Origin of the sequence: Burkholderia sp. AU45274 (genome assembly GCF_030482505.1) — a bacterium.
Taxonomy (GTDB): domain Bacteria; phylum Pseudomonadota; class Gammaproteobacteria; order Burkholderiales; family Burkholderiaceae; genus Burkholderia.
This window is the reverse complement of the sequence record NZ_JAUJQE010000014.1, coordinates 80,973-94,677: the sequence shown is the minus strand read 5'-3', so window position 1 is coordinate 94,677 and position 13,705 is coordinate 80,973. Positions and strand designations below refer to the sequence as shown.

At 66.8% G+C, this 13,705-nt stretch carries 13 protein-coding genes and 1 tRNA gene; 10 read left to right on the top strand and 4 right to left on the bottom strand.

Features of this window, described 5'->3' with window-relative positions:
- Nucleotides 1-42 precede the first annotated feature (42 nt).
- On the top strand, nucleotides 43-1,353 hold the full coding sequence (locus tag QZM35_RS33495) for a replication-associated recombination protein A (RefSeq protein ID WP_089472320.1): 1,311 nt from the start codon (nucleotides 43-45) through the stop codon (nucleotides 1,351-1,353).
- 43 nt (nucleotides 1,354-1,396) lie between these two features.
- On the opposite strand, the gene QZM35_RS33490 is transcribed toward QZM35_RS33495, so the two are convergent.
- Nucleotides 1,397-1,663, bottom strand: coding sequence for a DUF2164 domain-containing protein (locus tag QZM35_RS33490; RefSeq protein WP_047850576.1), 267 nt, complete (start codon nucleotides 1,661-1,663; stop codon nucleotides 1,397-1,399).
- A gap of 263 nt (nucleotides 1,664-1,926) precedes the next feature.
- Here QZM35_RS33490 and serS point away from each other — a divergent pair, with 263 nt between their 5' ends.
- The 3 genes from serS to QZM35_RS33475 all read left to right on the top strand — a co-directional run bounded on the left by serS (nucleotide 1,927) and on the right by QZM35_RS33475 (nucleotide 5,488).
- A complete protein-coding gene (serS, locus tag QZM35_RS33485; RefSeq protein ID WP_089424732.1) occupies nucleotides 1,927-3,228 on the top strand; it encodes a serine--tRNA ligase in 1,302 nt (433 codons plus the stop codon).
- Between the two features lie 115 nt (nucleotides 3,229-3,343).
- A tRNA-Ser gene (locus QZM35_RS33480) sits at nucleotides 3,344-3,434 on the top strand.
- A gap of 518 nt (nucleotides 3,435-3,952) precedes the next feature.
- The gene (locus QZM35_RS33475; RefSeq protein WP_301777559.1) at nucleotides 3,953-5,488 is read left to right on the top strand and encodes a methyl-accepting chemotaxis protein; all 1,536 of its coding nucleotides are present in this window, start codon (nucleotides 3,953-3,955) and stop codon (nucleotides 5,486-5,488) included.
- A gap of 102 nt (nucleotides 5,489-5,590) precedes the next feature.
- Here the strand turns inward: QZM35_RS33475 and QZM35_RS33470 are convergent, their stop codons facing one another.
- Nucleotides 5,591-6,751, bottom strand: a complete 1,161-nt coding sequence (locus tag QZM35_RS33470) for an alkane 1-monooxygenase (protein ID WP_301777558.1) — start codon at nucleotides 6,749-6,751, stop codon at nucleotides 5,591-5,593.
- Between the two features lie 669 nt (nucleotides 6,752-7,420).
- Between QZM35_RS33470 and QZM35_RS33465 the strand changes: the two genes are divergently transcribed.
- The 5 genes from QZM35_RS33465 to QZM35_RS33445 all read left to right on the top strand — a co-directional run bounded on the left by QZM35_RS33465 (nucleotide 7,421) and on the right by QZM35_RS33445 (nucleotide 10,592).
- Nucleotides 7,421-7,933, top strand: a complete 513-nt coding sequence (locus QZM35_RS33465) for a GNAT family N-acetyltransferase (RefSeq protein WP_174968547.1) — start codon at nucleotides 7,421-7,423, stop codon at nucleotides 7,931-7,933.
- A gap of 169 nt (nucleotides 7,934-8,102) precedes the next feature.
- Complete coding sequence (minC, locus tag QZM35_RS33460; protein ID WP_089472323.1) at nucleotides 8,103-8,888, top strand: septum site-determining protein MinC; 786 nt, start codon at nucleotides 8,103-8,105, stop codon at nucleotides 8,886-8,888.
- A 59-nt stretch (nucleotides 8,889-8,947) separates the two neighbouring features.
- Nucleotides 8,948-9,763, top strand: coding sequence for a septum site-determining protein MinD (gene minD / locus QZM35_RS33455; RefSeq protein WP_046545140.1), 816 nt, complete (start codon nucleotides 8,948-8,950; stop codon nucleotides 9,761-9,763).
- Nucleotides 9,764-9,775: 12 nt separating this feature from the next.
- Nucleotides 9,776-10,030 (top strand): cell division topological specificity factor MinE, encoded by a 255-nt coding sequence (gene minE, locus QZM35_RS33450; RefSeq protein WP_006476634.1) that lies wholly within the window; start codon nucleotides 9,776-9,778, stop codon nucleotides 10,028-10,030.
- Nucleotides 10,031-10,190: 160 nt separating this feature from the next.
- Nucleotides 10,191-10,592 (top strand): YXWGXW repeat-containing protein, encoded by a 402-nt coding sequence (locus QZM35_RS33445; RefSeq protein ID WP_089424737.1) that lies wholly within the window; start codon nucleotides 10,191-10,193, stop codon nucleotides 10,590-10,592.
- A 116-nt stretch (nucleotides 10,593-10,708) separates the two neighbouring features.
- Here QZM35_RS33445 and QZM35_RS33440 read toward each other — a convergent pair whose 3' ends face one another.
- Complete coding sequence (locus tag QZM35_RS33440; RefSeq protein ID WP_301777557.1) at nucleotides 10,709-12,268, bottom strand: chloride channel protein; 1,560 nt, start codon at nucleotides 12,266-12,268, stop codon at nucleotides 10,709-10,711.
- A 169-nt stretch (nucleotides 12,269-12,437) separates the two neighbouring features.
- Between QZM35_RS33440 and waaC the strand changes: the two genes are divergently transcribed.
- Nucleotides 12,438-13,436: a lipopolysaccharide heptosyltransferase I gene (gene waaC / locus QZM35_RS33435; protein ID WP_089424739.1), complete on the top strand. Its 999-nt coding sequence runs from the start codon at nucleotides 12,438-12,440 to the stop codon at nucleotides 13,434-13,436.
- A 19-nt stretch (nucleotides 13,437-13,455) separates the two neighbouring features.
- Here waaC and QZM35_RS33430 read toward each other — a convergent pair whose 3' ends face one another.
- Nucleotides 13,456-13,635, bottom strand: a complete 180-nt coding sequence (locus QZM35_RS33430) for a hypothetical protein (RefSeq protein ID WP_089430744.1) — start codon at nucleotides 13,633-13,635, stop codon at nucleotides 13,456-13,458.
- Between the last annotated feature and the right edge of the window lie 70 nt (nucleotides 13,636-13,705).

The following is a 13,705-nucleotide window of genomic DNA, read 5'->3' as shown; positions in this document are numbered from 1 at the left end:
CGGCCGGTTCGGCCGCCATCGTTTGATGTGGAGCGAGGGTTCATGTCCGACCTGTTTCAAGTCGAGCCGCGCCGCCCGCTCGCCGAGGCGCTGCGGCCGAAGACGCTCGCCGAGGTGATCGGCCAGACGCATTTGCTGGGCGAAGGCAAGCCGCTGCGGCTCGCGTTCGAATCGGGCAAGCCGCATTCGATGATCCTGTGGGGGCCGCCCGGCGTCGGCAAGACGACGCTCGCACGGCTCACCGCGCTCGCGTTCGACTGCGAGTTCATTGCGCTGTCCGCGGTGCTCGGCGGCGTGAAGGACATCCGCGAGTCGATGGAGCAGGCGAAGGACACGCTGAACCGCACCGGCCGCCACACGATCCTGTTCGTCGACGAAATCCACCGCTTCAACAAGGGGCAGCAGGACGCGTTGCTGCCGTTCGTCGAGTCGGGGCTCGTGACCTTCATCGGCGCGACGACCGAGAACCCGAGCTTCGAGGTCAACTCGGCGTTGCTGTCGCGTGCGCAGGTGTACGTGCTGAAGTCGCTGGACGACGACGAGATGCGGCAGTTGCTGAAGCGCGCACAGGAAATCGCACTCGACGGCCTGTCGTTCGACGACAAGGCAATCGATACGCTGGTCGGCTACGCGGACGGCGACGCGCGGCGCTTCCTGAACCTGCTCGAGCAGGCGCAGACGGCGGCCACGTCGGCCGGCACCGCGACGATCGATGCCGAATTCGTCAGCAGCGCAATGACGCTGAACGCACGGCGCTTCGACAAGGGCGGCGACAACTTCTACGACCAGATCTCGGCACTGCACAAGTCGGTGCGCGGTTCGAGCCCGGACGGCGCACTGTACTGGTTCTGCCGGATGATCGACGGCGGCGCGGATCCGAAGTATCTCGCGCGGCGGATCGTGCGGATGGCGTGGGAAGACATCGGCCTCGCCGATCCGCGCGCGCTGCAGGTGGCGAACGACGCGGCCGAAACGTACGAGCGCCTCGGCTCGCCGGAAGGCGAGCTCGCGCTCGGACAGGCGGTGATCTATCTCGCGTGCGCGGCGAAGAGCAACGCGGGCTACAACGCGTTCAACCAGGCGATGGCGTTCGTGAAGCAGGACAAGTCGCGCGAGGTGCCCGTGCATCTGCGCAACGCGCCGACCAAGCTGATGAAGGAACTCGGCTACGGTCACGCCTACCGTTACGCGCACGACGAGCCGAATGCGTATGCGGCCGGCGAGACGTACCTGCCGGACGGGATGCGCGAGCCGCGCTGGTACCAGCCGGTGCCGCGCGGGCTCGAATCGAAGATCGCCGACAAGCTCGCGTGGCTGCGCGAACTCGACCGCGAGGCCGGCAAGAAGGACTGACCGGGCAACGTCCGGCGCGGCCTGCGCCGGTGCCGCGAACGCGTCAGCGCTTGCGGGCCGGCTGCTTCTTCCAGTAGCCGAACGGCTCCTGATGGCACTCGATGTCGAGTTCGGTGACGCGGGCGTGCAGGCTCTGCTGCGCATCCGCGATCGCGAGGTTGTAGATCGCGGGCGCGATTTCCTCGACGAAGAAGTGCAGCAGTGCACCCGCCTGGATGTTGCCGATCGGCTCATCCATGTTTTCTGTGAAATAGCGTTGCAGCGACGCGATCGCGCGGTCGCGTACGTCCTTCTCCAGTTCGATGGCCATCGGGTTCCTTGAGTCGTTGTGACGGGTGGCGCGTGCCTCGTTCGATGCGTTGCGGCGGGCACGCCCGGGTGTTTCGCGATCCGCGGCGCGTCGATGCCGCGCGATTTCGCGGGCGCCGACGGGCGGTCCGGCACTGCGATACTGCCATGGCCGTCGCGCCGCGGTCATCGCCCGTTTGCAGCATTGTCCGTCCGGCCAGTGCCGTGGCAGCCCCGCGGTGCGTTAGAATTCCCGTCTTACACAACGATTCTCCAAGTCCTCCCATGCTCGACATCCAGTTGCTGCGCAAAGACCTCGACGGCGTCGCCCAGCGCCTCGCCGATCGCGGCTACACCCTCGACATCGCCGCCTTCTCCGCGCTCGAAGCGGAACGCCGCGCGATCCAGACCCGCACCGAAGAGCTCCAGGCGCGCCGCAACAGCCTGTCGAAGCAGATCGGCGCGATGAAGGGGAAGGGCGAGGACACGTCGGCCGTGATGGCCGAGGTCGGCGGGATCGGCGACGAAATGAAGGCAGGAGAAGCCAAGCTCGGCGAGATCCAGGCGCGCCTGTCCGACCTGATGCTGGGCATGCCGAACGTCGCGCATGAAAGCGTGCCGGTCGGCAAGGACGAAGCCGACAACGTCGAGGTGCGCCGCTGGGGCACGCCGCGCCAGTTCGATTTCGAGGTGAAGGATCACGTCGACGTCGGCACGCCGCTCGGCCTCGATTTCGAGACCGGCGCGAAGCTCGCCGGCGCGCGCTTCACGATGCTGCGCGGCTCGATCGCGCGCCTGCACCGCGCGCTCGCGCAGTTCATGATCGACACGCATACGCAGCAGCACGGCTACACCGAGACGTATACGCCGTACATCGTGAACCCCGAGATCCTGTACGGCACGGGCCAGCTGCCGAAGTTCGCGGACGACATGTTCCGCGTCGAGAAGGGCGGCGAGGACAACAAGGTCACGCAATACCTGATCTCCACGTCGGAAATCTCGCTGACCAACACCGTGCGCGAGTCGATCGTCGACGCGTCCGCCCTGCCGATCAAGCTGACCGCGCATTCCCCGTGCTTCCGCTCGGAAGCCGGTTCGTACGGCCGCGACACGCGCGGCATGATTCGCCAGCACCAGTTCGACAAAGTCGAGATGGTGCAGGTCGTCGCGCCGGAAACGTCGTACGCCGCGCTCGACGAGATGGTCGGCCATGCGGAAGCGATCCTGCAGAAGCTCGGCCTGCCGTACCGCGTGATCACGCTGTGCACGGGCGACATGGGTTTCTCGGCCGCGAAGACGTTCGATCTCGAAGTGTGGCTGCCTGCGCAGAACACCTATCGCGAGATCTCGAGCTGCTCGAACACCGAAGCGTTCCAGGCGCGCCGGATGCAGGCGCGTTTCCGCAACGCGCAGGGCAAGCCGGAGCTCGTGCATACGCTGAACGGTTCGGGTCTCGCCGTCGGCCGCACGCTCGTCGCGGTGCTGGAGAACTACCAGAACGCGGACGGCTCGGTCACGGTGCCGGAAGCGCTGCGTCCGTACATGGGCGGCATCGAGCGTATCGACGCGCCGGCACAGGCGTCGTAACGCGGCCTTCAAAGCCCTCGCAAAAAAAATTGCAGAAAGGGCTTGTCAGCTACGAAGCGATCGTCTTATAATCTTTTTCTCGCGGAAACGACCAGCCGCGAGATGCAGCAAGGAAGGAGAGGTGGCAGAGTGGTCGAATGTACCTGACTCGAAATCAGGCGTACGGTTTCCCCGTACCGTGGGTTCGAATCCCACCCTCTCCGCCAAAATACGAAGCCCCTTGATCCGGAAGGATCAAGGGGTTTTTCGTTTTGGGTTCGCGGTGCGTGCATCGAGTCGCAAGCGGTTGTAGTGGCAACAGCTCGACCTTCGGCAATTCGGATCGTGCAGATGCGGGGGCGCCCACCGCATGCATGATCGTGCCGCGTCCTCGATACAGCCGCGCTGAATGGCAAACGCAGCATCGATCGTGCTGAATGCCGCGACGATCGTGCCGACGCCGACCCAAGGTGGCCGCGCCACTACCTGTCCAACGCGACCGCAAGGATCGTACTCGGCGTACCGTCGATCGTCGTCGTGCGCTGCTGGATGGCGGCCCGCGCAGGGGCGCGACAATCGGGCCGCGCGCCACGCATCCCACCTGAGCGCACTGGCCTGCCTCGATACACGCGTCCGGCCTTTGCCGCTTTCTTCAGCTTTAAGCCCGCGCTTCCCGGGCCGTTAACACGGGGCGGCGGCCGGCGCTCGTGCCGGATCGCATCGTTCCCCGTCGATTCAAGGTTCCATGAAGCTGAGCTACAAGATTCCCCTCGCATTCGCTGTCGCGCTGCTGCTGATGTTCTGTGGCGCGCTGTACGGTATCCACATTCTCAATCGGTCGATCGATACGTTCGCCGACGACGTGCAGACGAACGTCGGCAACGAACGGCTCGTGTCGGCCACGCTCGTCCAGTTCAAACTGCAAGTGCAGGAATGGAAGGACACGCTGTTGCGCGGCAAGCAGCCCGACAAGCTCGACAAGTATTGGCAGGCGTTCCAGACGCGCGAGCGGACGGTCGACATGCTCGCCGCGCAGCTCGTTCACCAGTTGCCGCCCGGCGAGAGCCGCTCGCTCGTCGAGCAGTTCATGCGCGCGCACACGGCGATGGGCGAGGGTTACCGGCGCGGGTTCGACGCGTTCAAGGCGGCCGGCTTCGAGCCGTCGGCGGGCGATGCCGCGGTGGCGGGCGTGGACCGCGAGCCGGCGGCGCTGCTGGAGCGGGCCGCGAAGTCGATCGCCGACGAGAGCGCCGCGGTGTCGGCGCAGGCGAGCCGCGACGCGCAGCACGCCACGACCGCGAGCCTCGTGCTGATGCTGGTCGTGCTCGGCGTCGCGATGGTCGGCGCATTCCTGTTCAGCCGCGCGATCCTGCGTCCGCTCGACCGTGCGGTGGCGTGCGCGCAGGCCGTCGCCGAAGGCGACCTGACGCGCGACGTCGACGCGGCCGGCCGCGACGAGATCGCCGATCTGCTGCGCGCGTTGCAGACGATGCAGACGAGCCTGTCGGGTGTCGTGCTCGAAGTGCGCACGCATGCCGAAGCCGTCGCGACGGCGAGCGCCCAGATCGCGTCGGGCAATCACGACCTGTCGGCGCGGACCGAGGCGCAGGCCGCGTCGCTCGAGGAGACGGCCGCCAGCATGACCGAACTCACGGGCATCGTCCGCCAGTCGGCCGAGCACGCGCAGCATGCGGCGCAACTGGCGCACGACGCGTCGAACATCGCGGCGGCGGGCGGCGGCGTGATGACGGATGCCGTCGGCACGATGAATGGCATCGCCGACAGCTCCGCCAAGGTTGGCGAGATCATCGCGGTGATCGACGGCATCGCGTTCCAGACCAACATCCTCGCGCTGAACGCAGCGGTCGAGGCGGCTCGCGCGGGCGAACAGGGGCGCGGCTTCGCGGTCGTCGCGGCGGAAGTGCGCACGCTCGCGCAACGCAGCGCCGCGGCTGCGAAGGAGATCAAGGGGCTCATCGAGCAGTCGACGAAGCGGGTCGACGAGGGCGCCGTGCTGATCGGCCGGGCGGGCGAATCGATTCACGAGATCGTCGGCGCAGTGCAGCGCGTCACGACGATCGTCGGCGAGATCTCGTCCGCGTCGCAGGAGCAGAGCGGCGGCATCCAGCAGGTGAACATCGCGGTGACGCAGATGGACGAAGCGACGCAGCGCAACGCGGCGCTCGTCGAGCAGGCCTCGGCCGCGACGCAGGCACTGGCCGAGCAGGCGAGCGCGCTGCGGCATGCGGTGGCCGTGTTCAGGCTGCCGGAAATGGCGTGATGGCGGCGGCCGTCGCGCCGGACTTCGATGGAACCGGGGCCGGCGCGGCGCCGGCTTTCAGCGGCGCGCCTGTGCCGATCGACCCCGGCCCGTCCCCCGCGATCACGCCGCGGCCGGATACTGCGCGAGCACCCGGGCGCGGATCGACGGCTTGATGTTCGACTGCGCCATGTTGCCGCCGTAGTGCGCGACGACGCGCGGATTCATCACGCGATACCAGAGCGGCGGCACGTACGCGAACAGGATCATCGTCGCGTAGCCGGCCGGCAGTTGCGGCGCATCGTCGAAGTGGCGCAGCGCCTGGTACGAGCGCGTCGGATTCGCATGATGGTCGGCGTGCCGCTGCAACTGGTACAGGAACAGGTTGGTGACGACGTGATTGCTGTTCCACGAATGCTGCGGCGTGCAGCGTTCGTAGCGGCCGTTCGGCAGCTTGCGGCGGCCGAGCCCGTAATGCTCGACGTAGTTCACGACTTCGAGCAGCGACGCGCCGTAGACGGCCTGGATCACGAGGAACGGAATCACGACCTTGCCGGCCATCGCGATCGCGATGCCCCACACGACGACGGTCATTGCCCACGCGTGCAGCACTTCGTTGCGCCAGGTCCACGGCGAATGCCCGAGCCGTTCGAGGCGGGCCTTCTCGAGCCGCCACGCCGAGCGGATGCTGCCGGCCACGGTGCGCGGCAGGAAGGCCCAGAACGATTCGCCGTAGCGCGCGCTCGCCGGGTCCTCCGCCGTCGCGACGCGCACGTGGTGCCCGCGGTTGTGCTCGACGTAGAAGTGGCCGTATGCGACCGGTGCGAGCGTGATCTTCGCGAGCCAGCGCTCGAAGCGGTCGGTCTTGTGCCCGAGTTCGTGCGCGGTATTGATCGAGATGCCCGTCGCGGCGCCGAGCGACAGCGCGAAGCCGACGTAGTCGTACCAGGCGAGCGCGTGCGTGCCGACGATCCAGACGCACGCGAAGAACGCGACGTATTCGACGAGGGTCGCGAGATAGACGATCAACCGGTAGTAGCGCTCCCGTTCGAGATGCGGCACGACGTCCTCGGGCGGGTTGTCGCGATCGTCGCCGATCAGCGTGTCGAGGATCGGGATCACGCCGAACGCGAACAGCGGGCCGAACCACCAGAATACGTGCAGGCCCGTCGACAGCGCGAGCTGGGCGGCGAGGATCGGCAGCGTGATCGTCAGCGCGCCGAGCAGCCACAGGTAACGCTTGCCATCCGACCAGCCCGAAGCCGATCCGTGGGTCATTGCCATTGTCTCCCTCCTGCCGGCCGGCCCGAGGGCGGCCGCCTGTACGATTGTTCGAATTCTCGTGGGTCCGCGAAGCACGCGCGGTCGAGCCGGATCGTCACCCGGTTCTGCCTGTTATACGACCCACGCGCACGGTTGCCAAACTCCGGCACTAGGCGCGCGGCTCCAAACGGGCGAGCGTGTGTGGCGCAGGCAGGGAAGGGCCCGCGCACGCTGATTGAAACATGCGGGGAGCGCCGGATCGACCCGTACGGCCGACCGGTTTGTCAGACGGATGGCGTGTCGTGACGCGTGCGGGTGTCGGCGCCACGGGTTCGCAACAAATGTTGCAATGCAATATTGAGAGGGCGGCAGGTGCCCGTGATATCTATTTCCGGGGTCTCCAATCTTACGGATCATTACGGCTTTCGCGTTGAAATTCACGGGGTCTGACGGGCAACTGCCGCATGTCGCAAGGCGACTGCCGGCATGCGTCGAACGAGGCCGTCGCAACCGTCTTTCGGCGGCACGCATCGGCATCGCGATGCTGCACCTGCACACGAACGGGCCGACTGGCCGCCGGCGGTGCGTGCTGCCTTTCGATTCGCGCTGTCATTTGAAAATAACGATTTGACTCATGCCCCGCTTTCGGTTGAAGCTAGTAGCTTGCTGTCCGAAGGGGGCTGTGCCTGCATGAGTTCGACCTTGACCGTTCGTCGTATCGTTGCCGACCAGGGCGGCGTGTATCGCGAACTCCGCGCCGCATCGCTGCGCGAGCCCTACGCGCCCGGCGAAGCGCCGGAGGCCGAATTGCTGAACGTCGAAACGGACGCGGCGTCGGCGATTGCCGCGCAGCGCGCCGTGTCCGACGAGTCGACGACTTTCCTGTTGTATACCGAAGGCCATCCGGCCGGCATGATCGGCGCGTATTTCGACAATACGCCCGATCGGCGTGCGTTCGTCAGCGAGCTGTGGGTGGCGCATGCGGTGCGTCATCTGCGCGGCGGCGTGCTGCTGCTGGAGACGGCCACCGCCTGGCTCGCCGAGCGCGGTGCCCAGGACGTCTACGCGTGGATTGCCGATGCGAACCGCAACGCGATCCGCTTCTACGAGCGGGCGGGTTTCGGCAATACCGGCGAACACGCACCGATCGCACGGATGCCCGGCGCGATGAAATCGCTGTACGTATCGCAGATGAAGCACTGACGTGACGTCAGAACGCGGGCCGCACGGCGCGATGAGCGTGGGGTCGCCCGCTTGCCTGCCCGCCTGCCGGTTGCGCGCCCGCCCGGGCCGCCGCCACCCGGTTCCCCAAAAATAATGGCCGCACGCGTGGACGCCTGTAAAATACGCAAAAAATTTTTGCAGAGTGTCCATGTCGCTTAAAAAATCGCCATTCTTCGAGCTGCGCAGCGGATCGGTCGATACGTTGCTGTTCACCGTGAAGACGACCGATCTCGATGCGTTGCGTACCGAACTGGTCAAGCGCTTCGAAGCGACTCCCGAGTTTTTCGCCGACGATGTCGTCGCGATCGACGTCCGCCGCCTGGCTGACGGCGAACGCGTCGCGCTCGCGGACATCCGCCAGATGCTGAACGACGTGCGGATGCGTCCGGTGGGCGTCGTCGCGCTGGCAACGCAGGGCTGGGCGGGGGAAGCCGGCCTGCCGTTGCTGGAGGCGCGCGATCGCCGCGCGCCGGCCGCAAAACCTGCCGACGAAGCGGAGCCGGCGGCTGTGCCAGCCGTCGAGCCCGCCACCGCTGCGGCAGCCGCAGCGGCGCCCGAACAGCCGTCGGAGCCCGCGCCGACGCCCGTGCAGGCCGGCGGCCAGACGCTGGTGATCGACCGGCCGTTGCGTTCGGGGCAGCAGATTTACGCGAAAGGAGACCTCGTGGTGCTCGCGCCGGTCAGTCACGGCGCGGAGATCATCGCGGAAGGCAATATCCACATCTACGCGCCGTTGCGCGGCCGCGCACTCGCGGGCGTGCACGGCAATCACGACGCGCGCATTTTCTGCACGTGTCTCGAGCCGGAACTGATTTCGATCGCGGGTATCTATCGAACAACCGAGAACCCGTTGCCCGCCGAAGTACTGGGCAAATCGGTGCAGATCCGGCTCGAAGAGGAAAAACTGATGATCGAACCGCTGCGCCTGACGTAAGACACGCGGTGCGCTCCGGATCGATCGGCTCTCATTGACGAACACAGGGTATTGGGTAAATGGCAAAAATCATCGTGGTGACCTCGGGCAAGGGCGGCGTGGGCAAGACGACGACGAGCGCGAGCTTTGCGTCCGGTCTCGCGCTGCGCGGCCACAAGACGGCCGTGATCGACTTCGACGTCGGCCTGCGTAACCTCGATCTCATCATGGGCTGCGAGCGCCGCGTGGTGTACGACCTCGTGAACGTGATCCAGGGCGAAGCGAACCTGAACCAGGCGCTGATCAAGGACAAGAAGTGCGAGAACCTGTTCATCCTGCCGGCGTCGCAGACGCGCGACAAGGATGCGCTCACGCGTGACGGCGTCGAGAAGGTGCTGAACGACCTGGTCGCGATGGACTTCGAATACATCGTCTGCGATTCGCCGGCCGGTATCGAGGCGGGCGCACTGCACGCGATGTACTTCGCGGACGAAGCGCTGATCGTCACGAACCCGGAAGTGTCGTCGGTGCGTGACTCGGATCGCATTCTCGGCATCCTGTCGTCGAAGACGAAGCGCGCGACCGAAGGCAAGGATCCGATCAAGGAACACCTGCTGATCACGCGCTACAGCCCCAAGCGCGTCAGCGAAGGCGAGATGCTGTCGCTCGAGGACATCAGCGAGATCCTGCGCATCAAGCTGATCGGCGTGGTGCCCGAGTCGGAAGCCGTGCTGCATGCATCGAACCAGGGTCTGCCGGCCGTGCATATCGACGGTACCGACGTGGCGGAAGCGTACAAGGACGTCGTCGCGCGTTTCCTCGGCGAAGACAAGCCGCTGCGCTTCACTGATTACCAGAAGCCGGGCCTGCTGCAGCGCCTCTTCGGCAGCAAGTAACGGAGGCCGCCCATGTCCATCCTTTCGTTTCTCCTCGGCGAGAAGAAAAAGTCCGCATCGGTCGCGAAGGAGCGCCTGCAGCTCATCATCGCGCACGAGCGCGTCGGCGGCCGGCCGCCGGCCGATTACCTGCCGGCGCTGCAGAAGGAGCTGGTCGCGGTCATCTCGAAGTACGTCCATATTTCGGACGATGACATCCGCGTGAGCCTCGAGCGCCAGGACGATCTCGAAGTCCTCGAAGTGAAGATCGAGATCCCGCAAGCCTGACCGTTGCAGGTATCCCTCCGCACGGCGGCACTCGCCGCCGTGCGCGTCTTACGCCCTGTTGCACTTTCGGGCATGCCGTAACACGGCGTCTGTCGGCCGTTACCGCGCCTCCCGCATTGAACGAATACGCTCGCGTAACTTGTTCAACCAGGAGGTTGTGATGGCTGTCTCTACCGTTCAACGTCGTATCGTTTCGCTCGCATTGCTTGCCGCGAGCCTGTCAGCCGTCGTCGCGCCGCTTGCCGCGCATGCGGACGAGATTCTCGTCGGCACCCCCGTGGTCGTGCCGCAGGGCCGCGTGGTCGTCGCCGAGCCGGTCGCCGTGCGCACCGAGGAAGTCGTGATCGTCGCGCCGAACGCGCCGCCGCCGGTGCGCTACGAGGTCGTGCCGGCCTCGCGCGTGGGCTACGTGTGGGATCGCGGGCACTGGCACTGGGAGCATGGCCGCTACGTGTGGATCGGCGGTCACTGGGAAGCCGAGCGCGTCGGTATGCAATGGGTGCCGGGCCACTGGGACCAGCGCGGTCCGAACTGGTTCTGGACCCGTGGTCACTGGGCCTGATGGAGCCGGACGATGAAAAGAACCGCAATCGCCATCGCGCTCGTCGCGATCACGCTGGCCGGATGCATCGTCGTGCCGGCGCGGCCCGTGTACTACCGGCCGGCGCCCGTCGTGATCTACTGAGCGTCGCGCGGGCCGCGCTGTGCCGGGTCGTGCGTCCCGGCTGCGGCCGGCTCGTCGTCGTACGGCGCCGGTGCATGTGCTGCGCCTTCGGCCGGCACGGTGGAGGGGGACGCTTCGTCGCCCTTGCCGCCTTCGTCGCGCAGCGTGTCGAGCGGATCGGCGGGCGCCGCGGCCGCATCCTGCGGCTCGGTGACGCCGGTTGCCGCCGTCGCGCTCGCGGCGGTTGCCGCAGCCGGTTCAGCGGCCGCGGCGGGCGGCGCGAGATAGCGCAGGGCGAGCGTTTCGTAGAGCGGTGGCGCGAAGAAGCGCGACACGCGGCTCGACACCAGCGCGGTGGCCATCAGCGAAATCACGAGCGCGTGACCGTTGATCATCTCCATCACGATCACGAACGACGTGATCGGCGACTGCGTGACGGCCGCCATGTAGCCGACCATCGCGAGCGCGATCAGCATCGGCAGGCTCATGTTGCTGAACACGAGATGCAACAGGTTGCCGAACCCGGCGCCGATCGACAGCGACGGCGCGAAGATCCCGCCCGGGATGCCCGGCAGGTACGACGCCACCATCGAAATCATCTTCAGGAACGGATAGAACACCGACAGATGCTGGCTGCCGTCGAGCAGGCCGCGCGCCTCGGCATAGCCGCTGCCGAAGGTCGTGCCGCCCGATACGAGGCCGACGACGGCGATCGCGAAGCCGCACAGCGCGGCGAACGTGATCGGCCGCTCGCGATACAGGCCCAGCAGCTGCGCGGGCAGCCAGCGTCCCGTGTTGAGCAGCAGCCAGCAGAACAGGCCGCCTGCGATCCCCGTGACGATCGCGGTGACCAGCACGGCGAGCGCGAGCAGTTTCGGAAAATGGGGGCCGGCATCGATCGTGCCGAAATACGTGTAGTTGCCGTTCAGGCCGAGCGCGACGACGCCGGCGAGGATGATCGCGGTGATCAGCACGCCGCTGGCGCGCGCGGAGAAACTGCGCGTCAGTTCCTCGATCGCGAACACGATTCCCGCGAGCGGCGTATTGAACGCGGCCGACAGCCCGGCCGCCGCGCCGGCGAGCACCAGTTGGCGTTCGATCTGCGCGTTCGAGCGCGGGTAGAAGCGTCGCAGGTTGAACATCAGCGCCGCGCCGACCTGCACGGTCGGCCCTTCGCGGCCGATCGTGAAGCCGCCCAGGATGCCGAGGAACGACACCAGCACCTTGCCGAACAGGATGCGCAGCGTCAGCAGCCGGGAGCCGAACGCGCTCGGGCGCGCATGCAGCGTCGCGATCACCTGCGGGATGCCGCTGCCCTCGGCGCCGCGGAAGAAGCGCCGCGTGATCCATACCGACAGCGCGGCGATGGCCGGCGTCAGCAGCAGCGGCATCCACGCGGCGTGATCGCGCATCGTGCGGAAGGTTTCGTAACCCCAGTCGATCAGACGCGCGTAAAGTACGGCCGCGAGGCCGACGACGATCGCACCGAGCCAGAACACGCCGTACTGGCGCCAGATCCTCAGCGAACGACGGGTAAGAGCGGGAAACAGGGCGGGAAGGGCGGGGCGTGGCATCGGCGCGGGCCGGCAGGCAAAGATCGAATTATAAAAAGAACCGGATGCGGGCGGGGAGCGAGAATGTTCCCGAAAGGAGATGCATTTTGTTGCAAAAGTAATTTCACGTAATGTCTGCGCATGTAACCATCGTGAGCATGCCAAATTGACTGGCTTATCTCCACACATCGTGAAACGTATCCTCATCGTGAAAGTGACGTCGCTCGGCGACGTTGTCCAGACGCTACCCGTCGTCGCGGATTTGCATCGCGCCTTTCCCGGCGTAACGGTCGACTGGGCGGTAGATGAATCGTGCGCGGAGGTCGTGCGCTGGCATCCGGGCGTCAGCCGTGTCCTGGGCGCGCCGCTGCGCCGCTTCAAGAAGATGCGCAATCGCGGCGACCTGAAGGCGATCACGGCGTCGATCGGCGCGCTGCGGGCGCATCGCTACGATGCGGTGATCGACCTGCACGGCGTCTACAAGAGCGCGATCATTTCGGCGCTCGCGCGCGCCGCGCGCCGGGTCGGCTACCAGACGCGGGATCTCGGCGAAACGGGCGCACGCTTCGCGTATTCGCATCGTTTCGGCCCGCGGCCGGACTGCGACGCGTGGCACGGGATGCGCGTGAGTGCCGGCGAGGCGCTCGGCTACGCGCCCGAGGGTATCGCCACGTACGGCATCGCCCCGCCGCGGGACGTGAACCTGCCGGCCGCCGTGACCGATGGTGCCCCATTCATGCTGCTGTTCCATGCGACGTCCAACCCCGACAAGAAATGGCCGGCCAACCACTGGGCCGCGCTCGCCACGCAGATGATGGCGCGTGGCGTGCGCGTGCTGCTGCCGTGGGGATCGGCTGCCGAGCATGACGATGCGCAGGACATCGCCGCACGCGCGCCGGGTTCGGTCGTGCTGCCTGCGATGACGGTGCGCGAGCTCGGCGCGGCGCTCGGCCGGGCTGCGCTCGTGGTGGGGGTCGATACGGGGTTCGTCCACATGGCGCACGCGCTGCAGCGGCCGACCGTGATGATTTTCGTCGCGACGTCGCGCCATCATTGCGGCATCGGCGGCGCGCCGAATGCATTGTCGATCGGCGAGCCGGGCATGATGCCGTCGGTCGACGAGGCGCTGGACGCGATCGATACGGTCGGCCCGGCCTACGGCGCGCTGCGCGCGCGGATGACCGCCTGACGAAGCGGGGTGTGCCGGTTCAGGCGAGCAGCGCCTCGACCGTGAGGACGGCGGCGACGGCCGCCAGATTCGCCAGCAGCGCCTCGAACACGAGGCCGCGCCAGGTCTGCGGCCGGAAGCGCATCGCGAGCAGGATCGCGCCGCCCAGCGCGAGCGCGAGGATCAGGACGAGATCGGCATTGCCGAGGCGGATGTTCATGGCGGCGGCTCCTTCAGGGCGGGATCCCGGGCGCGCGCAGCGGCGCACCCAGGATCGAGTATAGGCAGCG

Bases quoted from the DNA above. Each gene is read 5' to 3' on its own strand.
- minD (WP_046545140.1), top strand. From the start codon at position 8,948: ATGGCAAAAATCATCGTGGTGACCTCGGGCAAGGGCGGCGTGGGCAAG.
- QZM35_RS33490 (WP_047850576.1), bottom strand. From the start codon at position 1,663: ATGGCCATCGAACTGGAGAAGGACGTACGCGACCGCGCGATCGCGTCG.
- minE (WP_006476634.1), top strand. From the start codon at position 9,776: ATGTCCATCCTTTCGTTTCTCCTCGGCGAGAAGAAAAAGTCCGCATCG.
- QZM35_RS33430 (WP_089430744.1), bottom strand. From the start codon at position 13,635: ATGAACATCCGCCTCGGCAATGCCGATCTCGTCCTGATCCTCGCGCTC.
- QZM35_RS33475 (WP_301777559.1), top strand. From the start codon at position 3,953: ATGAAGCTGAGCTACAAGATTCCCCTCGCATTCGCTGTCGCGCTGCTG.
- QZM35_RS33445 (WP_089424737.1), top strand. From the start codon at position 10,191: ATGGCTGTCTCTACCGTTCAACGTCGTATCGTTTCGCTCGCATTGCTT.
- QZM35_RS33440 (WP_301777557.1), bottom strand. From the start codon at position 12,268: ATGCCACGCCCCGCCCTTCCCGCCCTGTTTCCCGCTCTTACCCGTCGT.
- QZM35_RS33470 (WP_301777558.1), bottom strand. From the start codon at position 6,751: ATGGCAATGACCCACGGATCGGCTTCGGGCTGGTCGGATGGCAAGCGT.
- minC (WP_089472323.1), top strand. From the start codon at position 8,103: ATGTCGCTTAAAAAATCGCCATTCTTCGAGCTGCGCAGCGGATCGGTC.
- serS (WP_089424732.1), top strand. From the start codon at position 1,927: ATGCTCGACATCCAGTTGCTGCGCAAAGACCTCGACGGCGTCGCCCAG.
- QZM35_RS33465 (WP_174968547.1), top strand. From the start codon at position 7,421: ATGAGTTCGACCTTGACCGTTCGTCGTATCGTTGCCGACCAGGGCGGC.
- QZM35_RS33495 (WP_089472320.1), top strand. From the start codon at position 43: ATGTCCGACCTGTTTCAAGTCGAGCCGCGCCGCCCGCTCGCCGAGGCG.